Below are 24,079 nucleotides of genomic sequence, written 5' to 3'. Positions count from 1 at the left end.
GCAACAAGGGCAGAATATATCGACAAACGGACAACCCGGTTCAGAGCCCTGCGCAGTGGTGCAGTATTTTTCATCAATCAACCGCTGCGTCGAGGTCGGCTTGGTCCTGCGATTGCACCAGCGCCAGCCGCTGCAAGAACGCACGCAGACAAGGATTCCCATTGCCCTCGCTCCACGACACCCCCAGCTCGATCTCCGGCGACGCCGCCAGCGGGTAGAAACGCACCCCGGCAAACCCCGGCCTGGCCATGGCCGTGGGCACCACGGAAACGCCCAGCCCTTCCGCCACCAGGTTGAGGATGGTGCCTTGCAGATGGGTGTGCATCCTCACCACCGGTTCGAAACCGGCGCCTTGGCACAGCGCCATGATCTGGTCGAACAGTACCGGGGCGGTGCTGCGTGGACTGAGGATGAAACCGCAGCTGGCCAGTTCGGCCAGGTCGACCTGATCGGCGACGGCCAGCGGATGATCGGCCGGCAAGGCGATGCACAGGGTCTCGGCATGCAGTGGCCGGTATTGCAACGCCCCCTGCCCCACTGGCCGGAACGACAGGCACAGGTCGTTTTCACCGCGCTCCACCGAAGGGCCCAGGTCATTGGGCAGCAGTTCGTTGAGCGACAGGTTCACCGTGGGAAAGGCGTCGGAGAAGTCGCGAATCAGCCGCGGCAGGCCGGTCCAGGCGACCATCGAGGTGAAGGCGATCTTCAGTTCGCCGCGCTCGCCACGGGCCACGGCCTGGGTCGAGCGGATCGCCGATTCGAAGCCGGCCACCACCGCACTGGCGGCGCGTTGCAGTTCCTGCCCCGCCGCCGTCAGCGTCACCGAACGGGAGTTGCGCAGCACCAGTTGGCAACCCAGCTCCTCTTCGAGGCTGGCGATCTGCCGGCTCAGCGATGGCTGGGCCAGGTTCAGGCTGGCGGCGGCCTTGCCGAAGTGCAGGTGCTCGGCAAGGGCGAGGAAATAGCGGACCTGTCGATAGTCGATCATCAATAGCCTCCAGACATCAATGCATGGATCATAAGTCATTGGACCGCATCGATGCTGCTCCTTAAGCTTTGCCTGGCCTCACTTCCCCGCCTCGTTGGAAATCCATGCATACCGTCCTGTTCGTTGTCCTGCCGATCTTCGCCCTGATCCTGGTCGGTTACCTGTGCCGCAAGAGCGGCAAGCTCGGCCCTACGGCCGCTTCGGAAATCAACCGCATGGTGGTCTGGCTGTGCCTGCCGGCCCTGCTGTTCAAGGTGACGGCGACCGCCACCTGGAGCGAGATCTGGCAACCCGGCTTCATCCTCGCCTTCGGCCTCGGCACCCTGGCGATGTTCGCCGCCACCGTGGCCTGGCGCATGCTCAACGGCCACAGCCTGGTGTCATCGAGCATCGACGGCCTGAGTGCGGGCTACGCCAATACCGGCTATATCGGCATCCCCCTGTGTGCGCTGGTATTCGGTCAGCCGGGGCTGCAGCCGGCGCTGATTTCCACGCTGATCGTGGTCTGCGTGCTGTTCGCCATCGCGGTGATCTGCATCGAAGTCGGCCTGCAACAGGAGAAGCACCTGGGCCGCGCCGTGGCCGTGGTGTTGCGTGCGCTGGCGAAAAACCCGTTGGTGATCGCGCCATTGGCCGGAGCGGTCTGGGCCACCACCGGGCTGGGTATCGCGGTGCCGGTGGTGCACTTTCTCGACATGCTGGCGGCGGCGACCACCCCGTGCGCGCTGGTCTCGCTGGGGCTGTTCCTGGCGCAGAAAACCAGCGGCGAACGCACCAGCAACCCCTGGCCGCTGGTGGCGATGAAGCTGGTCGGCCAGCCGCTGGTCACCTGGGTACTGGCCTTCAAGGTGTTTGCCCTGCAACCGATGTGGGCCACCTCGGCGGTGCTGCTCAGCGCACTGCCCACCGGCACCGGGCCGTTCATGCTCGCGGAGTACTACAACCGCGAGGCAGGAGTGATTTCGCGGGTGATCCTGATCTCGACGGTAGGGTCGTTGATCACCCTGGGGATGCTGCTGTACGGGTTCAGGATTTCGGCATGAAGCGCGGCCCGTTCTCGCGCAGCAACTCCACCATCGCCGCCACCGCCGGCGGCAGATAACCTCCCGCCCGCACCGACACTGCAACGGTCCGGCGCATGGTGGTTTCCGCCAGCGGCACCTCGCGCAGCCAACTCATGCCGTGGCCATGTTCCAGCGTCTCGCGGGCGGCAAAGCTGAGCAGCCGGGTCTGGGCGATCAACCGTGGCAACAGCGAGATCGAGTTGGTTTCCACCTGCACCACCGGCGCCGGCAGCTCGCGCGAGGTGAAGGCGTTGTCGATCCAGCGCCGTGCGGTCACCGTCGGCCCGGCGAGCACCCAGCGGTATTGGCACAGGGCCTCCAGGGTGATCGGCCCGTCGAACACCGGGTGATCGGCGCTGGCCACCACCACTGCCTCGTCTTCGAGGATGGGCCAGGTCTGGAAGTCCGGGTCGTTGACGATCAACGGGCGGATGATGGCGTCCAGTTGCCCGTTGCGCAGCGAGGCCTTGAGCACGTCGTCCTGGGCGATGGACAGGGTCAGGGTGAGGTCCGGCGCGCGCTCCAGCAGCGCGGCGGTGAGCTGCGGCAGCAGGTGTTCGGCCATGCTCGCGGCGCAGCCGAGGCGGATGCTGCCGACCATGCCACTGGCGAAGTCACGCACCTCGCGCTCGGTCTCGGCAATGCTGCGTTGCAGCTCGCGACCACGGGCCAGCAGCAGCTCGCCGACATCGGTGAGCTTGATGCGCCGGCCATCGCGCTGGAACAGCTTGGTGCCGAGGGACTCTTCCAGGCGCTGGATGCTTTTGCTCAGCGCCGGCTGGCTGCGATTGAGCTTTTCCGCAGCACGACCGAGGTGGCCGAGATCAGCGATGGTTTCGAAATAGGTGAGATCGCGCAGGTCCATGATTCATGAATTTCAGTTATGGATTCATCGAAAGTAGAAAATAGACTTGATGAGTTCTCCCGTCGATAATTTTCTCCGCACCGCCGCGATGCCTGTTCGCGGCCCCTCTGCCACGGAGGATTTCGATGTCCATCAGTTCGTCTCCCGCCCGCTTCCCCCTCACTCAATGGCTTGCCCTGATTGTCTGTGCCGGCCTGTCCGGTCAACTGCTCCATGCCCTGTCGGTACCGGCCGGGCTGTTTCTCGGGCCGATGCTCACGGCCATCGTCTTTGCCGTCAGTGGCGCCCGCCTCAACCTGCACCGCCAACTGTTCCGCTTCGGCCAGGGCTGCGTCGGCCTGCTGGTCGCCCACTCGGTGACCTGGTCGGTGCTGGCCTCCCTCGCCGACTCCTGGGAACTGATGCTGTTCGCCACCTTTCTCACCGTACTCCTCAGTGCCCTGGTCGGCCTCGGCACCGTGCGCTTCGGCGGCATTCCCGGCAGCACTGCGGCCTGGGGCACGGCGCCGGGCGCGGCCTCGGCGATGGTATCGATGGCCGAGGACAACGGCGCCGACTCGCGGGTAGTCGCGACCATGCAATACGTGCGGGTGGTGTGCGTGGTGATGATCGGTTCGCTGGTCAGCCACCTGCTCGGCGCCAGCGAAGTGGCCGGTGCCGCGGCCAGCGCCCCGCAGATCCTCGACGCTACGCACCTGGGCAACCTGCTGCTGAGCCTTGGGGTGGTGGTGCTCGGCCTGGTCGTCGGCGCGCGGATGCCGGCGGGTGCACTGCTGATGCCGCTGCTGCTCGGTGCCGCGCTGCAACTGGCGGGCCTGCTGACCATCACCCTGCCCAACGGCATACTGGCGTTCGCCTACGGCGCCATCGGCTGCTATATCGGCCTGCGCTTCGACCGGCAGACCGTGCGCTATGTGTGGAAGCGCCTGCCGACCATGATCGCCGGCGCGGTGGCCTTGATCCTGCTGTGCGCCGCCGGCGCCTGGGTGCTGGCGAAGGCGGCGGGCAGCGACTTCCTGTCGATGTACCTGGCCACCAGCCCCGGCGGGCTGGATGCCATGGCGATCATCGCCGTGGAGACCCATGCCGATGTCGGCATGGTCCTGGCGATGCAGACCCTGCGTCTGTTCGGCGTGATCCTCACCGGGGCCTGGTGTGCGCGGCAGATCATTCGGCTGACCCGGGCCTAACACCCTGGCGTGGCTGCTGGCCTCATCGCCGGCAACGCCGGCTCCCACAGGGTTCAGGGTAACCATCAAATTTGTGTCCGACACGGTCACTGTGGGAGCTGGCGTTGCCAGCGATGAGGCCAGCAAGAACACCCTCACAACAACGACAACGGATAACTCACGATCACCCGATGCTCATCGAACTCGTTGCTGCTGAAATCCCGGCGCAGGGTCGAGCTTCTCCATTTCACCGTCAGGTCCCGCAGGCTGCCGCTCTGGATGGTGTACGCCAACTCGGTCTCGCGCCCCCACTCCTTGCCATCGCGCACCGTGCCGATGTGCACCTGGTCACCGCTGATATAGCGGGTCATCAGTTGCAACCCCGGCAGACCGTCCACCGCAAAATCATGGTCATAACGCAACTGCCACGAGCGCTCATGGGCGTTGTCGTAGCTGGAGTTGAAGCTGTCGTTGGCCAGGCTGGTGCCCGCCGTACCATTGACCCGCATCCAGCCGGTATCGCCGCTGACCTTCTGCAAACCAAGGTAGAAGGTGTGGCCACCAGTGCGCGCCGAGAGCATCAGCGAGCCGGTGCGGTTGTCCATGTCCCCGGCCAGGGAACGACCACTGTCCCTGCCGACGAAGTAGCCAAGGTTGGCCCCCAGGGTCCAGCTGCCCACGGCCTGGCGGTGAGTGAGGTTGTAGTACTGCTGCTGGTAGATGTCGCGCAGGTCCGAGTGCCACACGCCGACCAGGGTCGCCTTGTCGTTGAACTGGTATTCGCCACCGAGGATATCCAGGCGGTCCGAAGTCGCCCCCGGTCGCCCGGCCATGAACAGGTCGTCCATGCTCGCGTCGTTGCGCGGGCTGTTGCCGCGAAAACGCGCGCCGTAGAGGGTCAGGTCAGTGATCTCTCGGGAAGTGACCTGGGCGCCCTGGAAGGTCTGCGGCAGCGAGCGGCCGTCGTCCGAGCGCAGCACCGGCAGCATCGGCGACCATTCGCCGACCTTCAGCTCGGTGGCGGAGATCTTCGCCTTGAGCGCCACGCCGAGGCGGCCGAAATCATCCGCCGGACGCCCGTCGTCATGCACCGGCAGCAACTGGGTGTTGGCCGTGCCGCGGCCGCCATCCAGCTTCACCGAGTACAACCCCAATACATCCACGCCAAAACCGACCGTGCCCTGGGTAAACCCGGATTTCGCATCGAGGATAAAGCTCTGGGTCCACTCCTCGGCCTTGCCCTGCGGATACGCCGGGTCGACGAAGTTGCGGTTGATATAGAAGTTGCGCAGGTTGAGCCCGGCCTTGGCGTCGTCGAAAAAGCCTTCGGCCTGGACGGAACCGGCGAGCAGCAGGCAGGCGCAGGCCGTCGGCACGCGGCGTGGGGTGCAAAGGATATTCATTGTTGTTGTTCCTTTCTTGCGGGCGAGTGAAGCCACGCGACCGCCAGGTCGCGTGGGTCAGTAAGGGGAAATCAGGTCAGGCGAATAGCGCGACGATGGCCGGCACGCTGAGCACGGCGGTGTAGTAGCCCATGAACTGCACACCGATGTTGAAACCGATGAAGCGGTAGAGGAAGCCGCCGAGCAGGCCGATGGTAAGGATCACCAGCAAGCCGAGCAGGCCGCCCTCCCACAGGCCGATCACCAGGATCAGGCCGACGAAGGTGGCGATCACTGCCTCGTGGCTGATCCGCCGCGAAACGAACGAAGCCGCGCGGTGGGCGAAGTTCATCGAGAACGGATAGGCAATGAGGATGGCGATCAGCACCGCCAGCATGCCGAAGGCGAGGAACTCGCCGGCACTGAGCAGGTTGTGCAGGTTGTTGACCTGGCCGGTAGCGGCATCCACGGTGAAGCGCGGCGGTGCGTTGAACAGCGGCGCGGCCGGGCCGGCAGCCACCGGGCTGAGCGGCAGACCGAAGGCGATCAGAGGGATCAGCGCCTCGGCGATATAGGTCGACTCGGTCACGCCGTTGCGCACGCTGATCACCGAGGTCAGGCGATGGTAGGCATGCTTGATCCGCGCGCCGACCACTTCACCAAGGATCACCGTCATTGCCACTGGGCTGAAGACGAAGGTGGCACTCGACACCGTGGCGGTGGCCAAGGTCCAACCGGCCTGGCGGCGGTCCAGCACCTTCAGCGGATTGGGGAACCAGCCGCCCCAGCCCTTCACGTCCGGCGACAGCGAGAAAGTACGTGGTTCGCTGCGCTTCATCCGCGCCCGCTCGGCCGGCGCCAGCATGGCGAACAGCGCGGCGATCAACGGGCCGATGGCGATGCCGAGGAAGTAGCTGACGCTGAGCTTGACCCCATGCTGCCCGGTGAGGGTCTGCAGGGCGATGATCACCAGCACGAACGGCAGCAGCGCCAGCACCGAGGCCCAGCGGCCGGCGCTGAAATAGGCGATGGTCACCGCCGCGGCAAGGAACACCCAGGGCGCGCCCTGCTTGATCGCGTCACCGAACGGCGCCAGCAGCACGGCGAACAGCACCGCCAGCGGCACTGCGACCAGGGCGGCGATCACCGCCCCGGAGATCATCTTGCGCAGAGCGATATGCGGCACGCCGAGGTTGCGCAGGAAGTTGGCCTCGCGCATCAGCGGCGTGGCCATGGTGTCGCCGGGAATTCCCAACAGCGCGGTGGGCACCGCGTGGGTCATGTGCTTGGCCACCGCACCGGCGAGGAAGAAGGTGAACACCCCGGCGGCAGGCACGCCGAGCAGCACCACCAGCAGGGTCAGTGGCGCCAGGGTAGTGGTTTCGTCGCTGCCGGAAATCAGGCCGATGGCGGAGAACACCACGGCGCCGATCACGCCCATCAGGGCGGCAATCAGGATCTGGTCGAACAAGGCGTCCATCAGGCGGCACCTCCCTTCAAGGCCGGCGCGGCGTGGCGCGGCATCTCGCGAGTGGCAGGTTCGGCGTTATCGAACAGTTGCTCCAGGCCCAGTTCGCGCAGTTCGTTGCGCACTTCCGGCGGCAGGTCGGCGAGCTGGCCGATGCCGCCGTATTCGGCGCGCAGTTCTTCGATCACCTGCAGGCGCCAGGCCGGGTCGGTGACGTGTTCCACCACATGGCGCTTGGGCTTGAACAGGCAGGCGCTGACCCCGCCGCCCAGCAGCGAGCCGAGGATGCCCAGGAGCATGGCGTAGGCGCGGGCCATCTGGGTCGACTCGACCCAACCGGTCAGCAGGTGCTCGGCGAGAAAGAAAGCGCCCAGGCTGCACACCGCGCCCACGGCGATGGCGGCAAGCAGATGGCGGCTGTCGACGGTATCGCCCCAGACTTCGTAGAGGTTGTCGTCAGCCATGGTGCACCTCCGGAGGGAGGCGATGCAGGCATTGCAGTTTCATCGGAATTCTCCTGCCCTTGCGGGCTTGTTGTTTTTGTTCGGGAGCGGCAGCGGCGTTCGGTGTCAGGCGGCACTCCTTGCCGCCAGGGCGAGGCCGGCGCGGGAGCGGCTGGCGCTGCCCAGTTCGGCGCTGATCCAGGCACCGACCCGCGCCACAGCCTCCAGGTCGACACCGGTTTCGAAGCCCATGCCATGCAGCAGGTACAGCACGTCCTCGGTGGCGACATTGCCGCTGGCCCCTGGCGAATACGGGCAGCCACCGAGGCCGGCCACCGAGCTGTCGAAGGTCCGCACGCCCGACGCCAGGGCGGCATGGATATTGGCGATGGCCATGCCCCAGGTGTCGTGGAAGTGCCCGGCCAGAGCCGCGAGCGGCACAACTTGCGCGCAGTGCTCGATCAAGCGTGCGGTTTCGTCCGGGCGCCCGGCGCCAATGGTGTCGCCCAGGCTGATCTCGTAGCAGCCCAGCGCATACAGGCGCTCGGCAACCGCGGCCACGACCTGCGGTGCCACCGCTCCACTGAGCGGACAGCCAAGCACGCAGGATACATAGCCGCGCACCCGCACACCCGTTTCCCTGGCGGCGCGCAGCACCGGGGCGAAGCGTTCGAAGCTCTCGTCGATGGAACAGTTGATGTTATTGCGCGAGAACGCCTCGGACGCGGCAGCGAACACTGCTACCTCCCGGCAGCCACTGGCCAGCGCCACGCCGAAGCCTTGCAGGTTGGGCACCAGGGCCGAGTAGTTGACCCCGTCGTCGCCAGGCAACTGACGGAACATCGCATCGCTGCCAGCCATCTGCGGTACCCAGCGCGGCGACACGAAAGCGCCGCCCTCGATATGCCGCAAACCGGTGGCGGCCAACTGGCGGATCAGCGCCAGCCGGGTCTCCGGCGACAGGTGCCGGGCCTCGTTCTGCAGGCCGTCACGCGGGCCCACTTCGAAGATCTTCACCGCGTCCATGCTTATTCGCCGCGCTTGGCTTTGAGTAGTTCGACGGCGCGGTCGGCACGCACGTCGTGGTTTTCCACGAGTTGCCGGGCGACCCAATCCACCTCGTCGCCACGGGCACCGGCGACCAGGGCGATATTGCGCGCATGCAGCGCCATATGCCCGCGCTGGATGCCTTCGGTAGCCAGGGCTCGCATCGCCCCGAGGTTCTGCGCCAGGCCCACGGCCACGGCGATTTCCGCCAGGTCCTGGGCGGTCTTGACGCCGAGGATGCGCAACGACAGCTGCGCCAGCGGATGGGTCTTGGTCGCCCCGCCCACCAGGCCCACCGGCATGGGCATTTCCAGGGTGCCGACCAGATGGCCGTTGCCGTCCTTCTCCCAGGTGGTCAGCGAGCCGTAGTGACCGCTGCGGCAGGCATAGGCATGGGCGCCCGCCTCCACCGCGCGCCAGTCGTTGCCGGTGGCGACGATCAGCGGGTCGATGCCGTTCATGATCCCCTTGTTGTGGGTGGCGGCGCGGTACGGGTCGATGGCGGCGAAGGAATAGGCATCGAGAATGCCCTCGATCACCGCCTCGCCGCTGAAATCGGCGGACTTCAATTGCTCCGGGGTGATCCGCACCTGGGCCCGGGCCAGGCGCAGGTCGGCCAGGTTGGAGAGGATGCGCAGGCGCACCTTGCCGCCGGTGATCTCCTCCATCAGCGGCGCCACCGCCTCGGCCATGGTGTTGACCGTGTTGGCGCCCATGGCGTCGCGCACGTCGACGATCAGGTGCGCCACCAGCATCGGCCCGCGCGGGGTGTCGGCGAAGGTGTGCACTTCCACATCGCGGCAACCGCCGCCGAGCTTGTTGAGCAACTGGTCCTTGCGGTTGGCCAGTTCGATGATTTCATCCTTGCGCCGCAGCAGGCTCAGGCGGGCATTGAGCGGATCCTGCACGCCGACGATCTGTACCTGGGCACGCATCAGCGGGGCACTGCTGGAGGTGATGAAACCGCCGTTGGCCCGGGCCAGCTTGGCCATGTACGAAGCGGCGGCGACGATCGACGGCTCTTCCACCACCAGCGGCACCAGCACATCGCGGCCATTGACCTGGAAGTTGCTGGCCACGGCATAGGGCAGTTCGAACTTGCCGATGACGTTTTCGATCATGCCGTTGGCGATCTCCATCGGCAGCGCGCCGTTGTCGGCGAGCAGGCGCACATCGTCGCCACTCAGATTCAACAGGCGGCCGAGTTGATCGAGACGGGCTTCGGGGGACAGGTTGCGGAAATCGGGCAGGCGGGAGTCGAGGCTCATGGGGGCTCCGTTGGAGTCGTTGTTGTTGGGCGGCGGCTTGAGCGCGTCGCCGGCGTAGTGCTAAATGTGCAGCCACTGTGCCCTCCAATAAAGGTACAGTTTTGCCCAACAGTACCCAGACTGTACCCAGGACAGCTCAGGAGATCGCCCCATGGCCCGTGTCACCTTCGCCCAGCAGGTCGCCGACTCGGTGGAACAGCAGATTCGCGCCGGCGTGCTCAAGGCCGGCGATCGGCTGCCCTCGCTGCGCGAATACATGCGCCTGCACGGTCACTCGAAGAACACCGTCATCACCGCCTACGAAACCCTCGCCGCCAAGGGCCTGGTGGAAGCACGCCACGGCCAGGGCTTCTTCGTCTGCGTGCTGTTGCCGGCCAGCGAGGTGGAAGAAGCGCCGCCCTACACCCGGGCCATGGACACCATCTGGATGATGCGCCAGCAGTTCGTCCGCGAGCCGGGCATCGCCCCGCTGGGTGAAGGCTTCGCCCCGGTGTCGTGGCTACAGGACATGCGCCTCGACAAGTTCACCCGCCAGGTCATGCGCAGCGGTGCCGGCAACCTGTTCCGCTACGGCAACCGCCTCGGCAACCCCGGCCTGCGGCAAAGCCTGGTGCGCAAGCTGGCCAGCTACGCCATCAGCGCCAACCCGCGGCAGATCGTCACCACCCACGGCGCCAACCACGCCCTCGACCTGATCATCCGCCGCTTCGTCGCTCCCGGCGACGCCGTGCTGGTGGAAAACCCCGGCTACTACCCGCTGTTCGGCAAGCTGCAACTGCAGGGCGCGCGCCTGCTCAGCGTCCCGCGCCTGGCCGACGGCCCGGACATCGACGCCCTCGAAGCCCTGCTGCGCCGTGAACGGCCGCGGCTGTTCTTCATCCAGTCGGTGTGCCACAACCCCACTGGCTCGGACATCTCCCCGGCCAAGGCGCACCGCCTGCTGCAACTGGCCGAACGGCACGACCTGATCCTGGTGGAAGACGACGCCCTCGCCGACTTCAAGCCCAGCTCGGCGCTCAAGGTCGCGGCGCTGGATCAACTGCGGCGTTCGCTGTACATCGGCAGCTTCTCCAAATCGGTCTCGGCGGCGTTGCGGGTCGGGTATATCGCCGGGAGCAAAGAGATGATCGATGAGTTGGCGGACCTGAAGATGATGCTGCACACCAGTTGCTCGGAGCTGTGTGAGCGCACGGTGGAGGTGATTCTCGGTGAGGGGCACTTTTTGCGGCATCTGATGCGGTTGCAGGATCGGGTTGGCGAGGCCACGGCGCGGGGGCTGGAGGTGCTGGATGGGTTGGGGGCGGAGGTGTTCTGTCGGCCGGAGCAGAGTCTGTATCTGTGGGCGCGGTTTCCGGGGATCGAGGATACGGCGGTGTTGACAAGGGAGGTGCAGGCGAAGGGGGTGATGCTGGCGCCGGGGGCGATTTTTCAGGCGGATCAGAAAGGGGTGGTGCCTTGGACCAGGTTGAATGTGGCTTATTTGGGGGAGGCGGTTTTTGCGGAGTGCATTCGGGGTTAGCCGTGGCGTAAAAAGCGTACGGGTAATGCTGTATTGGCCTACAGCCCTTCACTGATATCCGACTTTTATGTAGGCAATTTCCCAAGCATACTTTTCCGCCTGTTCAGCCGTTGCGCACTTGGAAATCGGCTCCTAGTCTTCGCCGGTCGCTGTGGTTTGGCGGCCGGTTTTGACAGACCGCAACCGAAAGTACCCGCAACGCCCATTTCCCTCGCAGCAGGCGTCCATCGCCTGGGTGATGTGTCATGGCGGCTGTGCGTGGGGCGCATTCGTGCGCGCCGGGGTCCTTTCGGTCCGGTCTGTCAACCCGCGTACAGCTGCCACCCGTTTGTTTGACAGCAACGCTTGGCAGTTCCGATCAATCCGAAAGGAAGTGCCCATGAAAAAGATCGTTCCCGATCCACCCCGTGCCGTCACCCTCCACACCCGCTTTGCCGCCTGTGGAGGCCATCATCCCCCGTTGTTCGCCGTATGCGCCGGTGCCGATGTCGACAAAGCGCTGGCCCATCTCGTCGTGTTATTGCGCTCAGCCTATGAAACCAATCTCCAGGCTTGTGACGTGGTCAAGAATGAGCATCTGGCCGGAATACTCTGGGCGACCCAACACACGCTCGAAGCGTCCCACGCACTGGCAGAGTCGATGATGCGGGGAATAGCGGAGCAAGCGTCTGGCTGAGTCATCTGATTCCACGCCCTGTGGGGAGCTGGCTTGCCAGTGACGAGGTCGGTGAGCTCACTCCCATAATCGCTGGCTACGATCCATTCGGGGCTGCGTCCTTGGCTTTACTGGTGTGTGTTCGCAACTATCACCGTAGATTCAGGCCAGTCCTTCTTGGTTTTTCTTTTGAATCAGATGGTTAGCGGTTAAGTAAGTGCCACTCAAATTTTTCCCCTTTTCGCCTTCCTCTTTTCGTGGTCCAAACCCCGCAGCGGTCCCAAATCCTGTCTATCCAATGCCCCTGAAGAAACGCAGCAGACCGGACACTGTGAGTCCACGATACGGCTTTACCAGAGGCTCGTGCGGGATGGTTTCGGGACCGCTGGCGCGATCCATCGCAGGCAAGCCAGCTCCTACCTGGATCATGCCTACCTCTATTCGAGCCAGAACGAGCCGGCGTGAAGCGGGTATAACGCCTGTGAGGCATAACCATTGGATGAGGAAATAACCTATGCCATTGAACAAGGAACTGGCAGCCGTACTGCGCTCGGCCAGGGCAGTCAGAAGCCTGTCCCAGGAGGATCTGGGCGACGCCAGCGACCGCAAGCATCTATGGCTGATGGAAAGCGCCAGGTCTTCTCCAACGCTGAACAAGTTCAATGAACTGGCCAAAGCGCTGCACTTCAATCCCGTGACGCTGCTTGCGCTGTGCATTTCCCTGCGCGATGACGCTTCGGTCGACGAGGTGCTTGAACTCACCCGGCAAGAGCTTGAAGCCTTCACTGCGGCGGGCGGCAATGCCTTGCTGGCAGAGCATTTCGCTGGCGATGGGCAAAGCACCCGCACCCGGGAACGGCAGCGCAAACTGGAGGCGGTTCTGGCATGCAAGCGACAGGGGCTATCGCAGAAAGCCACGGGCGAAAGACTTGGCATTCCCCGATCCACGGTGAGTGATTTGTGGAAACTGGATGCTGAGAGCCCATGAGGGCTCATTTGGACGTATCCGCCAGTGACCATCTGGTAATCGAATTCCGCAACTCACCTGATGCCGACTGGGAGGCATTGAAAAACAGACTGGTTGAAGAATTGGGCTTCAGGCGTGATGGCACGCCTGTGGTCGGTCTGGATGAAAGCATCTACCCGGATTTCAAACGTTCGAATCTGACGCTCGCAGCAGGTCGGGACAACTGGTCAGGGCATTACCTGCTTTCCCAATGCGCTTCTGGCGACGATTTTCTACGGACGTTGTTTGGCACACTTCAAGCCTATTGAGCCCCAGCCCTTAGGGTGGCAGGCCTAGAACAGCGCCTGTTGAGCAAGCCGTGCCACAGCCAGTTCACCGTCTGCCTTGTCCCGCTCTCCATCCTCCAGGAACCAGGCAGCCGACAACGCGGCATGGGCCATCACCCACTGGAGCAGGCGCTGCCGCTCCAGCCCGGCGACACTGACGACGATCTCGACCTGCCGGGCAAAGCGCAACGGGTCGGCGCAGGTCGGCAGATCAGGGTTGCACAGTACGTTGACGTAGTCGTAGCAGCGCTCGCCGGTCACGCGCTTGGGGTCGATTGCCAACCACCCGCGCTCGCCGAAATCGAGGATGTTGCTGTGGTGCGCGTCACCGTGCAGCACCACCTGCTCGCGCTGTGAGCCCAGTAACTCACCTGCCACCACGGCACACTCGGCCATCAGGCCGCCCTCGCGTTGGGCCATTGGTGGCAGTGACTCGAAAAAGCGTTCAAGCGGCAGCAGCTTTTCAGGCGGCGGCAAGCCCCGCGCTGCATGCAGTTGGCCGATAGTGCGGCAGATGATGCGGGTGGCAAGGTCATCCTCACCCTCCATGGCCATGTTCAGCAGGTCGCCCAAGCCTGTGGCGCGCTCCATCAGCATTGCGCCCGCTGCATCGTCGTAGGCATAGACGCAGGCAGCCCCGTCGCCACCCCACCAGCGCATTACCTGGGCACCAATCTTCTCGTCGATATGCCGTGCGATCTTGATCATCGCCGGGCGACCGCCCGGATGCCCGTCGAGGCGCACTGGCAACAGGTAGCCGGCATGGGTTGCGAAAGGGTCGCCGTCGGGTTGCGCGTTCCAGCGTTGCAGGTAGACATCGAAAAGCGTCATTGCGCAACAACCAGGAACAGCGTTCCGTAACTGCCTTTGAGTACCCGGTGCCGTTTTCCGGCCGGGACAACATGAAAATCCCCTGGTCGCATGGAGATCACCTCGCCTTCGATCTCAAGGCTCATCTGCCCGTCGATAAGCAGAAGGGCCTCATCGAACTCACTGTGGGCTTCATAGGGAATACCCTTCTCGTCCATCCGGATCACTTTGAGATTCGCCCCGCCGGTGGTGCCAAGAATGCGTGATTGCCATGCGTTCGGCAGCAAGGCGGCTTCTTCGATCAGATTCATTGTCGTCCTTCTTCAACTTTCTGATGGTCATTCATGACCGCAAGTGCGGCGCGGTCCAGGTAGGAGCTGCTTTAGCTGCGATGGACCGCGCAGCGGTCCCAAAGCCTGTCAGCTCGGTGAGCCTGGAGAAACGCGTCAGATCAGCCACTGTGAATCCGACACAGTGCTTGTGTCTGGGGTTCGTGCGGGATGGTTTCGGGACCGCTGCGCGGTCCATCGCAGCTAAAGCAGCTCCTACCTTGACCGCGCTGGCCTTCGCTCAAGTTGTGTAGATACCCATGCCTTCGCAGGCAAGCCAGCGCCTACCTGGATAGCCAAGGGCGAGCAGCTTAGAGGAAAGACATGAAGCCGGTATAAGACCTGTAAGGCATAACCATAGGATGAAGGGAGAAAGCTGATATCACTGAACACGGAGCTGACCGCCACATACACCCTTCACGCCTGCTGCATAAACGCAAGCCGCAGCGCAAACCCGACCAACACCCCGCCAAACAACCACTGCTGCACACGCTGCGCAGTCGGGCTGCGCTCCAGCCATCGGCCAACCCAGGTTCCCGCCAGTGCGTAGCTGCTGTCGAACAACAACCCTACGGCCACCAGAACCACCCCAAGCATCACGAACTGCATCATCACCGGCGCTGCCCCAGGGGTGATGAACTGCGGCAACAGCACCGAGCAGAACAGCAAGGCCTTGGGGTTGAGCAGGTTGGTCAGCACACCGCGCTGGATCGCCGATCTCCAGGACGCCCCGCGAGACGCTTCGACCGTGCCAGCCGACGCAACCAACGCGCTCTGCCGGAACAACTGCAAGCCCATCCAAAGCAGATAAGCCGCGCCCGCTATCCGCACCACATCGAAGGTCCACGGCGCCACCTTGAACAAGGTCGCCAGGCCCATCCCCGCCAGCGCCACATGGCAGCTACGGGCAATGGCCAGCCCCAGGGCCGTCGCCAATGCGGCGCCCCGGCCCTGACGCGCGCCCGTTTGCAGCAGCAGGATCATGTCGGGGCCTGGCAGCAGATAGACCATCGCCAGCGCCAGCAAGTACAAGCCGAGGTTGTCCATCGTTCGGTACTCCAGTCGAGTGAGTGCAGAACAGAAGTCTAAGGCCGGAGGCCAGGGCAGGTGCTTGCCTATTCGACCCATAAGAAGCCTATAGTTGGCACATTCTGCCAATAACCAGAACCCATAAGGTCGAACATGCCAAAACCAAAACTGGACGCCTACGATCGCCGCATCCTCGCCGCTCTGCAGCGCGACGGCCGCCTGACCAACGTGCAACTGGCAGACGAGATCGGCCTGTCGGCCTCACCTTGCCTGCGGCGCGTGCGTCATCTGGAGGAAGCGGGGGTGATCAATGGCTATCGGGCGAGCCTCAACCCCGATGAGGTCGGGCTTGGGCTGACGGTGTTCGTCGGCATCAAGGTCGAGCGCCATCACGAAACGGAAGCCGAGCGTTTCCGTGAAGCGGTGCTGGCACTGCCGGAAGTCATCTCGGCTTTTCTGGTATCAGGCGAATCGGATTTCCTGCTGCATGTGGTGGTGCCGGACCTGCGCGGCTACGAGCGCTTTCTCACCGGCACCCTGCTCAAGTTGCCCGGGGTCAGTGATATCCGCAGCAACTTCGCCATTCAGACGGTCAAGGCGCAGAGTCCGCTGCCACTCAATCATTTGCCTGATTGAACGGGCCGGCCTGGAGCGAGGGGGCTACCCACATCATCCCCCGCACCTTGACCTGCGGATGACTCTCCAGCGCCTCCCACTCATCCAGGAAGACGAAGCCCTGCTGCTGGTACAGCCTCACCGCGTGCAGATTCTCCGGCGCGACATCGAGAAAGACCTGTTCATGGCCCTGCTCCACCGCCCGCGTCTTGACCGCCGAAACGAGGCACGCCGCCAGTCCGTATCCCCGGGCATCCGGTTCCAGCCACAAGCCGATCAGGTTGAAGCGCCCTGCCTCGCCGAGTGCCGCACCGACCATCCCCACCGCCCGGCCCTCGACGAAGGCTAGCCAGAACGCCGTCCCCCTCGATGACGCCCGCTCCTGCCATTGTTCATCCGTGTAGCGACTGGCGGTTTCGTGGCTGACCCCAAAAGCTTTCGGCGCATCCAGCAACGCTGCTAGCCGCACTTGCTTCAAGCGCTGCCAGTCGTCGGTCGTCGTCAGACGAATTTTCCTTTCCATTGCCGCTCTCCTCTGTGAATTCATCAACGCCATCGCGGCGGGCCTGCGTCTAGCGGGAACTGTGGGAGTCCGCCCAGCCTTTCAGGCTGCGCTGTCGCGCAGAGAACAGGCTTAAGAGCGGCGCGGACCCTGTGGGAGCGGGTTTACCGGAACGCCGGACCGCCGCGATGGCGTCGGTGATCCCACCATCGTAATCGCGGCTAACAGCCGCACAATGGCCGTGTTGCGCCTGATTGAGATGTGTAGAAACCCATGCTCTGCGCTCCTGAAAATTCCCCAGCCTGACACGTCATACAAACGTGGTGGACGCCACAATCGACCGATCATGAGGGATTTATGAAGAAGTTGCTGCTGATTACCCTGCCCGCAATCGCCCTGAACCTGCACGCGGCCGAACCGGCCAGGCCAGTCAGGACGGGCTATGTCGAAATCTCGATTCACGACCTTCCCGAGGGCAGCACCCAGAACCTTGGCCGCGCCGTGCGCGAGTACATCCGCAAGCTCGACGCGGCCAATGGCGACCGCACGAAGATCGAGCGGCCTCGCTACAACGCCAAAGCGGCAGAAACGCTGGTCGCCTATCCCAAGGAGCATGTCTACGAAGTCGAGAATGCGCAGATGGAGCGCACGCTCGATAAGAGCCGGATCCTGAATGATTACTCGTCACTCATGGTCAAACCCGTGGACCTCGACGCGACCAGCGCCTGCCAACTGCTCGGGACCGTGGCCAACGGGATGTACAACCGCAAAACCAGCCAGTACGCCGGCTTCGTTCGCATCTTCAACTGCCCGGACGGTGACGTATTGACCTGGGACACGACCTTCTACGGGATGCGCAAGATCGTTATCAGGGAACAGAAGAACGTCGATATAAACGGCATCCGCGGCATCATGCATGGCTTCCGGGACAGCAACGGTAACAGCCATACCTCGCTGTCCTGGGTCTCCAACGATATCGATCATCAGGTACAGAAGACCGGCGTCGATGCCGCGACCCGGGAATGGCTGTTGCAGTACGCCCGGGAACTGGTGAGCAAGGAGCGTGATTGATTGCCATCGACGTCATGAACACAACTAAAGCCCCTGTGAATTCAATTCAGTTCCGCCGCTGCAACCGCCAAACCTAAAATACGCCCCATTACAGGGCTTATTGAAATTCGAGCGGAATCCCAACCATGACTCATGACGACCTCAAGTTTTCCATCAAGAGCATTCGCTTCGACGAACACTATCACCCGGCGGAAAACACCCGCCTCACCACCAACTTCGCCAATCTGGCGAGGGGCACGCGCCGCCAGGAAAACCTGCGCAACACCCTGAGCATGATCGATAACCGCTTCAATGCCCTGGCCTATTGGGACAACCCCAAAGGCGATCGCTACAGCGTCGAACTGGCAATCATTTCCGTCGAAATGGACATCGATGCCGGGAGCAGCGACAACGCCCTGCCCCTGATCGAAATACTGAAGACCAGCATCATCGATAAACAAACCGGCGAGCGCATCGCCGGCATGGTCGGAAACAACTTCTCGTCCTACGTGCGTGACTACGATTTCAGCGTATTGCTGTTGGGACACAACAAGGATCAATCGACTTTCAGCACGCCTGAACACTTTGGCGAACTGCATGGCAAGTTGTTCAAGTGCTTCGTCAACTCCAACACGTATAAACAGCACTTCGACAAACCACCGGTCATCTGCCTGAGCGTCTCCAGCAGCAAGACCTATCACCGGACGGAAAACCAGCACCCGGTATTGGGCTTCGAATACCAGCAGGATGAATACTCCCTGACCGACGAGTATTTCGCGAAGATGGGCCTGAAAGTTCGCTACTTCATGCCGCCAAACAGCGTGGCGCCGTTGGCGTTCTATTTCTCCGGCGATTTGCTGAGTGACTACAGCAACCTGGAGCTGATCAGCACCATCAGCACCATGGATACCTTCCAGAAGATCTACCGGCCCGAGATCTACAACGCCAATTCCGGGGCGGGCAAGTCCTACCAGCCCAGCCTGCAGCATCAGGACTACTCGCTGACCCGCATCGTCTATGACCGCGAGGAACGCAGTCGGCTGGCGATCGAGCAAGGAAAGTTCGTCGAGGAACACTTCATCAAGCCGCACCACGCGTTTCTTGAGCAGTGGTCTGCCCGCTACGCCGCCTGATCAACCAGAAAATACAAGGTATGCCTTCGTGAAAAAGCTGTTACCCACTTCGACTGCCGGAAGTTTGCCGAAGCCGTCCTGGCTCGCCCAGCCGGAAACCCTCTGGTCCCCCTGGAAACTGCAAGACCAGGAGCTTATCGACGGCAAGCAGGATGCGCTGCGCTTGTCCTTGCAAGAACAGCAACAGGCCGGCATCGATATCGTCAGTGATGGCGAACAGACCCGCCAACACTTCGTGACCACCTTCATCGAACATCTGAGCGGTGTCGATTTCGAAAAGCGGGAAACCGTCAGGATCCGTGATCGCTACGATGCCAGCGTGCCGACGGTAGTGGGCGCCGTGGCCCGGCAAAAACCGGTGTTCGTCGAGGATGCCAAATTCCTGCGCCAGCAAACCGACCAGCCGATCAAATGGGCCCTGCCCGGCCCGATGACCATGATCGATACGCTGTACGACAGCCACTACAAAAGCCGCGAAAAACTGGCACGGGAATTCGCCAAGATCCTCAACGAGGAAGCCAGGGAACTGGAGGCGGCCGGCGTCGATATCATTCAGTTCGATGAACCCGCCTTCAATGTGTTCTTCGATGAATTGAATGACTGGGGCGTTGCCACCCTGGAACGAGCCATCGAAGGCCTCAAGTGCGAAACCGCCGTGCATATCTGCTACGGCTATGGGATCAAGGCCAACACCGACTGGAAGAAGACCCTGGGGTCGGAATGGCGGCAATACGAAGAGGCCTTCCCCAAGTTGCAGCAATCCAGCATCGATATCATCTCGCTGGAGTGCCACAACTCCCACGTGCCCATGGACCTGATCGAATTGATCCGCGGCAAGAAAGTGATGGTCGGCGCCATCGACGTGGCGAACCACGCTATCGAGACGCCCGAGGAAGTGGCCAACACCCTGCGCAAGGCTCTGCAGTTCGTCGATGCCGACAAGCTCTACCCCTGCACCAACTGCGGCATGGCCCCCCTGCCCCGCCGGGTTGCCAGCGGCAAGCTGAAAGCCTTGAGTGCCGGCGCGGAAATCGTCCGCCGAGAACTCGCGGCCAATTGAAGACCTCAGGACCTCACATGCCACTTTCCAGCACGGCCATCGAGCCATCGCGCTTTCGCGAAGCGCTCGGGCACTACGCGTCCGGTATCACGGTGATCACCTCGCTGATCGATGGCCAGCCGGTCGGTTTCACCTGCCAGTCGTTCTACAGCGTGTCGGTGAACCCGCCGCTGGTGTCGTTCAGCGTGATGTGCAGTTCGGCCAGCTACCCGGCCATCCGCCAGGCGGGTCGGTTCGCGGTCAACATCCTTTCGGGCGGACAGGTCGGTATTTCCAACCAGTTCGCCCGGCGCGGCACGGACAAGTGGCAGGGGGTCCATTGGCACACTTCGCCCCTGGGCAATCCGGTCATTGCCGGCAGCCTGCATTGGCTGGATTGCGAGATCCACGCCGAGCACGCTGCCGGCGATCACCTGATCGTGATTGGCGAAGTGAAAGCGCTGAACCCCCAGGAACCTGCGACCACGCAACCCTTGCTGTATTTCAAAGGACAATATTGCAACCTCGCCGCGCCTGCCGCAGTTTGAGTGCTTGCCCTCTTCCCATGATCGATTTGAGACACCTGCGCACCCTCCACGCCCTGCGGGAAACGGACAGCCTGCCGGACGCCGCGCAACGCCTGCACCTGACCCAGTCGGCGCTGTCCCATCAGTTCCGCGAACTGGAGCATCGCCTTGGCATGCCGGTGTTCGTGCGCAAGTCCAAGCCGGTGCGTTTCACCACTGCCGGGCTCAAGCTGCTGCAACTGGCCGACCAGGTACTGCCGCTGATCCGCACGACGGAACGCAACCTGAACAAACTGGCGGGCGGCAGCGCCGACCGGCTGCATATCGCCATCGAGTGCCACAGTTGCTACCAGTGGCTGATGCCCTCCCTCGACGAATTTCGCGGAAACTGGCCGGAGGTCGAACTGGACCTGGCCTCGGGCCTGGCGTTCGCCCCGCTGCCGGCCCTGGAGCGCGGCGACCTCGACCTGGTGGTGACCTCCGACCCGGTGCAACTGCCGGGGATCACCTACGTACCGCTGTTCGAATACGAGGCCCTGCTGGCCATCGACAAGCACCATGCCCTGCGCGAAAAGCCCTGGCTGGAACCTGCCGACCTCGCCAGCCAGACCCTGATCACCTACCCGATCGAGCGCGACCGCCTGGACATCTTCACCCGCTTCCTCGACCCGGCCGATATCGAACCGGCCCAGGTCCGCACCGCGGAAATGACCGTGATGATGATGCAACTGGTGGCCAGCGGCCGAGGGGTGTGCAGCCTGCCGAACTGGGCGGTGCATGAATACACCTCGCGCGGCTATGTACTTGCCAGGCGCCTGGGCGAGCAAGGGTTGCAGGCCACGCTGTATGCGGCGGTACGCAGTGACATGCTTGAGGTGGCGTATATGAGCGACTTTCTGCTCACCGCCAAGGACATTTCCTTTACCACGCTGGAGGGGGTCAATGTGGTGTTGCAGCACACATCGACCCGTATTTGAGTCGCGCCGAGCGAGTTCCAGTGCTTGGGTCCGCGCAGGCTCGACCCGACGAACTCATGCACTTCGAACCGATTCAGTCAAACTTCCCGCTTGAGGCTTCGCAAATTTGTCCTATCGTCCCTGATTGTTCAGCGATACATGCAAGAATCCGCCGTAAGCTGGCAGACAAGCGCAGTTCAAACCAGCCGACACCGAGATCTGTTGATCTCCAGCAGGAGACAGCCATGAACCCGTTTGAAATCGTGCACCTGGATCACATCGTCCTGCGTGTCGAAGACATGCAGGCCAGCCTGGACTTCTATACCCGGACCCTGGGGTGCCCAATCAGGAAACGCCGCGACGACCTCGGCATGATCCACCTGGGCGCGGGCACAGCGATGATCGACCTGGTGGATGCGCGAGGTCCGCTGGGGCTTCAGGGGGGTGGCCTGGCCGATCCCGGGCACCGCAACCTCGACCACTTCTGCCTGCGCATTGCGCCGTTCGATGAAGAACGCATTCTTGCCTTTCTGCACGCGGCCGGGGTCAAGGCGGAAAAGGCAGCCAGCCGATATGGTGCCGAGGGCGAAGGACTGTCGATCTACTGCTTCGACCCCGATGGCAACCAGGTCGAGTTGAAAGGACCGTCCCACCAGGGCTGATCCACGATCGACAGTCCAGGCCTGCCGGGTCACAGGTGGCTGATATCGTCCAGCAGATGCACCTGGCGCTCGCTCACCAGGCCTTCGGCCTGCTGCGCCATCGCCAGGTAATGCGGCATCTGCCGATGCAACTCGATGGCCGCCATGTCGGCCCAGCGTTCGACAAATACAAAGCGACCCGGCTCATCCTGGCTACGGTGCAGGGCATAGGCCAGGCAACCGGCCTCCGCGTTCGACGGTTCCACGCAGGCGCGCAGCACTTTTTCCAGGGCTTCGGCCTGGCCCTCATGGGCCTTGAGTACCGCTACCACCACGATCGACTCAGTCATTTACACACCCTCCAATTCATCGCTACCGACACGGATCACCAGCTTGCCGAAGTTCTCCCCCCGCAGCAGGCCGATAAACGCCTGCGGCGCATGCTCCAGGCCATCGACCAGCTCCTCGCGGTAATGAATTCGGCCCTCGGCGAGCCATTGCGACATCTGCTGAAGGAACGCAGGAAAGTGCTGGCCGTAGTCGTCGAAGATGATGAAGCCCTGCATGCGGATGCGCTTGCGCAGCAGGGTGCCCATCAGTTGCGGCAGGCGGTCGGGACCGGCCGGCAAGGCGGTGTCGTTGTAATGGGCGATGATCCCGCACACCGGCACCCGCGCCTTGGCGTTGAGCAGCGGGAACACTGCGTCGAACACCTTGCCGCCGACGTTTTCGTAGTACACGTCGATCCCCTGCGGGCAGGCCTGGGCCAACTGCTCGGCGAAGTCGGGCGCATGGTGATCGAGGCAGGCATCGAAGCCCAGCACCTCGAGCGCATGGCGGCACTTCTCGGCACCACCGGCCACACCTACCACGCGGCAGCCCTTGATCTTGCCGATCTGCCCGACGGTCGCCCCCACCGGCCCGGTGGCCGCGGCCACCACCAGGGTTTCCCCGGCTTGCGGCTGGCCGATGTCGAGCAGGCCCATGTAGGCGGTGAAGCCGGGCATGCCCAGCACGCCCAGGGCGTAGGACGGGTGCTGCGGCGCGGCGCCCAGGTTCATCAGGCCGCTGGCGTCCGCCACGGCGTAGTCCTGCCAGCCGTTTTGCGAAAGCACCCAGTCGCCCACGGCGTAGTCGGGGTGATGGGAGGTCACGACGCGGCTGACAGTGCCAGCCACCATCACCCCGCCCAGTGCCACAGGCGGCGCGTAGGACGGCGCGTCACTCATGCGGCCACGCATGTAGGGATCGAGCGACTGGTACACCGTGCGCAGCAGCACCTGGCCAGGGCCGGGCTGCGGCACCGGGGTCTCTTCAAGGCGGAAATTGGCCTCGGTCGGCGCGCCGTGGGGGCGCGAAGCGAGGACCAGGCGGCGGTTGATGGTCGGTTGTTGCGGCATATGCAATTCCTTCGAATGAGTGCTGATGGAGAAGACCTAGCCCAACTGCTGCAACAGGGCTTGGGCAACGCCTTCGGAGCTGGCCGGGTTCTGCCCGGTGATCAGGTGTCCGTCGACCACGGTGAGGGGGTTCCAGTCCGCAGTTTTCTCGTACTGCGCACCGAGGGCCTTGAACTCGTCTTCGATCAGGAACGGCACCACATCGGTCAGTTGCACCGCGGCTTCCTCGCTGTTGCTGAAGCCGGTCACCCGCCGGCCCTGAACCAGCGGCGAACCATCGGCGGCACGCACATGGCGCAGCACGCCAGGGGCGTGGCAGACGAAGGCAATCGGTTTGCCGGCACGCTCGAAGGCTTCGATCAGGGCAATCGACACCGGCGACTCGGCCAGGTCCCACAACGGACCATGGCCACCGGGGTAGAAGACGCCATCGAACTGATCCACGGTGAGCGTATCCAGGCGCACACTGTTGGCCAGCACCTGTTGCGCGGCGCTGTCGGCGTTGAAGCGCCGGGTCATGTCGGTCTGGAAGTCGGGCAGTTCGCTCTTCGGGTCGAGGGGCGGCTGGCCGCCGGCCGGCGAGGCCACGGTAACCTTGGCGCCAGCGTCGATCAGCACGTAGTAGGGAGCAGCGAACTCTTCCAGCCAGAAGCCGGTCTTTTCACCGGTATTGCCCAGTGAGTCGTGCGAAGTCAAAACCATCAGCAGGTTCATGGGGCTGTTCTCCGGAGGATGTGTCGTCAAAGGGGTTGCAACAAGGCAGGCACATGCGGCCTGGTCCCTGCGTCTTGCCTGGCGTGAATGCTAGGCCCCGGGATAAGCGGCAACAATGTCAAATACGCCATGATTTCGGCCAGGCGGCACCTGCCCTGTACAGCGGATTTGCC

At 63.3% G+C, this 24,079-nt stretch carries 27 protein-coding genes; 13 read left to right on the top strand and 14 right to left on the bottom strand.

The window, feature by feature from the left end; genetic code table 11:
• Nucleotides 1–73 precede the first annotated feature (73 nt).
• A complete protein-coding gene (locus ACODSK_RS21810) occupies nt 74–988 on the bottom strand; it encodes a LysR family transcriptional regulator (protein WP_489019080.1) in 915 nt (304 codons plus the stop codon).
• Nucleotides 989–1,092: 104 nt separating this feature from the next.
• Here ACODSK_RS21810 and ACODSK_RS21805 point away from each other — a divergent pair, with 104 nt between their 5' ends.
• The gene (locus ACODSK_RS21805) at nt 1,093–2,031 is read left to right on the top strand and encodes an AEC family transporter (protein WP_489019079.1); all 939 of its coding nucleotides are present in this window, start codon (nt 1,093–1,095) and stop codon (nt 2,029–2,031) included.
• On the opposite strand, the gene ACODSK_RS21800 is transcribed toward ACODSK_RS21805, so the two are convergent.
• Nucleotides 2,015–2,917: a LysR family transcriptional regulator gene (locus ACODSK_RS21800; RefSeq protein WP_489019077.1), complete on the bottom strand. Its 903-nt coding sequence runs from the start codon at nt 2,915–2,917 to the stop codon at nt 2,015–2,017. The genes ACODSK_RS21805 and ACODSK_RS21800 overlap by 17 nt on opposite strands.
• 125 nt (nt 2,918–3,042) lie before the next feature.
• On the opposite strand from ACODSK_RS21800, the gene ACODSK_RS21795 reads away from it, so the two are divergent.
• Nucleotides 3,043–4,107, top strand: a complete 1,065-nt coding sequence (locus ACODSK_RS21795) for an AbrB family transcriptional regulator (protein ID WP_489019076.1) — start codon at nt 3,043–3,045, stop codon at nt 4,105–4,107.
• A gap of 134 nt (nt 4,108–4,241) precedes the next feature.
• Here the strand turns inward: ACODSK_RS21795 and ACODSK_RS21790 are convergent, their stop codons facing one another.
• The 5 genes from ACODSK_RS21790 to ACODSK_RS21770 all read right to left on the bottom strand — a co-directional run bounded on the left by ACODSK_RS21790 (nt 4,242) and on the right by ACODSK_RS21770 (nt 9,694).
• Nucleotides 4,242–5,489 (bottom strand): OprD family porin, encoded by a 1,248-nt coding sequence (locus ACODSK_RS21790; protein ID WP_489019075.1) that lies wholly within the window; start codon nt 5,487–5,489, stop codon nt 4,242–4,244.
• A gap of 76 nt (nt 5,490–5,565) precedes the next feature.
• Entirely contained in the window at nt 5,566–6,948 is a 1,383-nt protein-coding gene (locus ACODSK_RS21785) for a tripartite tricarboxylate transporter permease (RefSeq protein ID WP_489019073.1), read from the bottom strand.
• Complete coding sequence (locus tag ACODSK_RS21780) at nt 6,948–7,400, bottom strand: hypothetical protein (protein WP_489019071.1); 453 nt, start codon at nt 7,398–7,400, stop codon at nt 6,948–6,950. Before ACODSK_RS21780 ends, ACODSK_RS21785 begins: the two co-directional genes overlap by 1 nt.
• 105 nt (nt 7,401–7,505) lie before the next feature.
• Nucleotides 7,506–8,405, bottom strand: coding sequence for a hydroxymethylglutaryl-CoA lyase (locus tag ACODSK_RS21775; RefSeq protein WP_489019070.1), 900 nt, complete (start codon nt 8,403–8,405; stop codon nt 7,506–7,508).
• 2 nt (nt 8,406–8,407) lie between these two features.
• On the bottom strand, nt 8,408–9,694 hold the full coding sequence (locus ACODSK_RS21770) for a hydroxymethylglutaryl-CoA reductase, degradative (RefSeq protein ID WP_489019069.1): 1,287 nt from the start codon (nt 9,692–9,694) through the stop codon (nt 8,408–8,410).
• A 151-nt stretch (nt 9,695–9,845) separates the two neighbouring features.
• On the opposite strand from ACODSK_RS21770, the gene ACODSK_RS21765 reads away from it, so the two are divergent.
• From ACODSK_RS21765 to ACODSK_RS21750, 4 genes are all read left to right on the top strand, one after another.
• Nucleotides 9,846–11,213: an aminotransferase-like domain-containing protein gene (locus ACODSK_RS21765; RefSeq protein WP_489019067.1), complete on the top strand. Its 1,368-nt coding sequence runs from the start codon at nt 9,846–9,848 to the stop codon at nt 11,211–11,213.
• A gap of 379 nt (nt 11,214–11,592) precedes the next feature.
• Nucleotides 11,593–11,889: a hypothetical protein gene (locus ACODSK_RS21760; protein ID WP_489019065.1), complete on the top strand. Its 297-nt coding sequence runs from the start codon at nt 11,593–11,595 to the stop codon at nt 11,887–11,889.
• Nucleotides 11,890–12,382: 493 nt separating this feature from the next.
• The gene (locus ACODSK_RS21755) at nt 12,383–12,856 is read left to right on the top strand and encodes a helix-turn-helix domain-containing protein (protein WP_489019064.1); all 474 of its coding nucleotides are present in this window, start codon (nt 12,383–12,385) and stop codon (nt 12,854–12,856) included.
• 8 nt (nt 12,857–12,864) lie between these two features.
• A complete protein-coding gene (locus ACODSK_RS21750; protein WP_489019062.1) occupies nt 12,865–13,143 on the top strand; it encodes a hypothetical protein in 279 nt (92 codons plus the stop codon).
• 24 nt (nt 13,144–13,167) lie between these two features.
• Here the strand turns inward: ACODSK_RS21750 and ACODSK_RS21745 are convergent, their stop codons facing one another.
• The 3 genes from ACODSK_RS21745 to ACODSK_RS21735 form a co-directional block, all read right to left on the bottom strand.
• Nucleotides 13,168–13,992, bottom strand: coding sequence for an aminoglycoside phosphotransferase family protein (locus tag ACODSK_RS21745; protein ID WP_489019061.1), 825 nt, complete (start codon nt 13,990–13,992; stop codon nt 13,168–13,170).
• On the bottom strand, nt 13,989–14,282 hold the full coding sequence (locus tag ACODSK_RS21740) for a cupin domain-containing protein (protein ID WP_489019059.1): 294 nt from the start codon (nt 14,280–14,282) through the stop codon (nt 13,989–13,991). Before ACODSK_RS21740 ends, ACODSK_RS21745 begins: the two co-directional genes overlap by 4 nt.
• Before the next feature lie 435 nt (nt 14,283–14,717).
• Nucleotides 14,718–15,347 carry a LysE family translocator gene (locus tag ACODSK_RS21735; RefSeq protein ID WP_489019058.1) on the bottom strand — a complete coding sequence of 210 codons (630 nt, stop codon included), beginning with the start codon at nt 15,345–15,347 and terminating at the stop codon, nt 14,718–14,720.
• Between the two features lie 135 nt (nt 15,348–15,482).
• On the opposite strand from ACODSK_RS21735, the gene ACODSK_RS21730 reads away from it, so the two are divergent.
• Nucleotides 15,483–15,965 carry an Lrp/AsnC family transcriptional regulator gene (locus tag ACODSK_RS21730; protein WP_489019056.1) on the top strand — a complete coding sequence of 161 codons (483 nt, stop codon included), beginning with the start codon at nt 15,483–15,485 and terminating at the stop codon, nt 15,963–15,965.
• On the opposite strand, the gene ACODSK_RS21725 is transcribed toward ACODSK_RS21730, so the two are convergent.
• Nucleotides 15,946–16,467 carry a GNAT family N-acetyltransferase gene (locus ACODSK_RS21725; RefSeq protein ID WP_489019055.1) on the bottom strand — a complete coding sequence of 174 codons (522 nt, stop codon included), beginning with the start codon at nt 16,465–16,467 and terminating at the stop codon, nt 15,946–15,948. The genes ACODSK_RS21730 and ACODSK_RS21725 overlap by 20 nt on opposite strands.
• A 336-nt stretch (nt 16,468–16,803) precedes the next feature.
• On the opposite strand from ACODSK_RS21725, the gene ACODSK_RS21720 reads away from it, so the two are divergent.
• The 6 genes from ACODSK_RS21720 to ACODSK_RS21695 all read left to right on the top strand — a co-directional run bounded on the left by ACODSK_RS21720 (nt 16,804) and on the right by ACODSK_RS21695 (nt 21,813).
• Nucleotides 16,804–17,517, top strand: coding sequence for a hypothetical protein (locus ACODSK_RS21720; RefSeq protein WP_489019054.1), 714 nt, complete (start codon nt 16,804–16,806; stop codon nt 17,515–17,517).
• A gap of 125 nt (nt 17,518–17,642) precedes the next feature.
• Nucleotides 17,643–18,629: a DUF1852 domain-containing protein gene (locus tag ACODSK_RS21715; protein WP_489019052.1), complete on the top strand. Its 987-nt coding sequence runs from the start codon at nt 17,643–17,645 to the stop codon at nt 18,627–18,629.
• A 28-nt stretch (nt 18,630–18,657) separates the two neighbouring features.
• Complete coding sequence (locus ACODSK_RS21710) at nt 18,658–19,689, top strand: methionine synthase (RefSeq protein ID WP_489019050.1); 1,032 nt, start codon at nt 18,658–18,660, stop codon at nt 19,687–19,689.
• 17 nt (nt 19,690–19,706) lie between these two features.
• Nucleotides 19,707–20,216, top strand: coding sequence for a flavin reductase family protein (locus ACODSK_RS21705; protein WP_489019048.1), 510 nt, complete (start codon nt 19,707–19,709; stop codon nt 20,214–20,216).
• Between the two features lie 17 nt (nt 20,217–20,233).
• Nucleotides 20,234–21,172: a LysR family transcriptional regulator gene (locus ACODSK_RS21700; RefSeq protein WP_489019047.1), complete on the top strand. Its 939-nt coding sequence runs from the start codon at nt 20,234–20,236 to the stop codon at nt 21,170–21,172.
• Between the two features lie 224 nt (nt 21,173–21,396).
• Nucleotides 21,397–21,813, top strand: a complete 417-nt coding sequence (locus ACODSK_RS21695) for a VOC family protein (RefSeq protein ID WP_489019046.1) — start codon at nt 21,397–21,399, stop codon at nt 21,811–21,813.
• 29 nt (nt 21,814–21,842) lie between these two features.
• Here the strand turns inward: ACODSK_RS21695 and ACODSK_RS21690 are convergent, their stop codons facing one another.
• From ACODSK_RS21690 to ACODSK_RS21680, 3 genes are read right to left on the bottom strand one after another with little or no spacing between them, the layout of a single operon-like run.
• A complete protein-coding gene (locus ACODSK_RS21690; RefSeq protein WP_489019045.1) occupies nt 21,843–22,142 on the bottom strand; it encodes a putative quinol monooxygenase in 300 nt (99 codons plus the stop codon).
• Entirely contained in the window at nt 22,143–23,192 is a 1,050-nt protein-coding gene (locus tag ACODSK_RS21685) for an NADP-dependent oxidoreductase (RefSeq protein WP_489019044.1), read from the bottom strand. It lies immediately after the preceding gene.
• Between the two features lie 36 nt (nt 23,193–23,228).
• Nucleotides 23,229–23,906 (bottom strand): type 1 glutamine amidotransferase domain-containing protein, encoded by a 678-nt coding sequence (locus ACODSK_RS21680; RefSeq protein ID WP_489019042.1) that lies wholly within the window; start codon nt 23,904–23,906, stop codon nt 23,229–23,231.
• Between the last annotated feature and the right edge of the window lie 173 nt (nt 23,907–24,079).

Source organism: Pseudomonas sp. FG98 (assembly GCF_057808595.1).
This window is presented reverse-complemented; position numbering and strand designations above follow the sequence as displayed.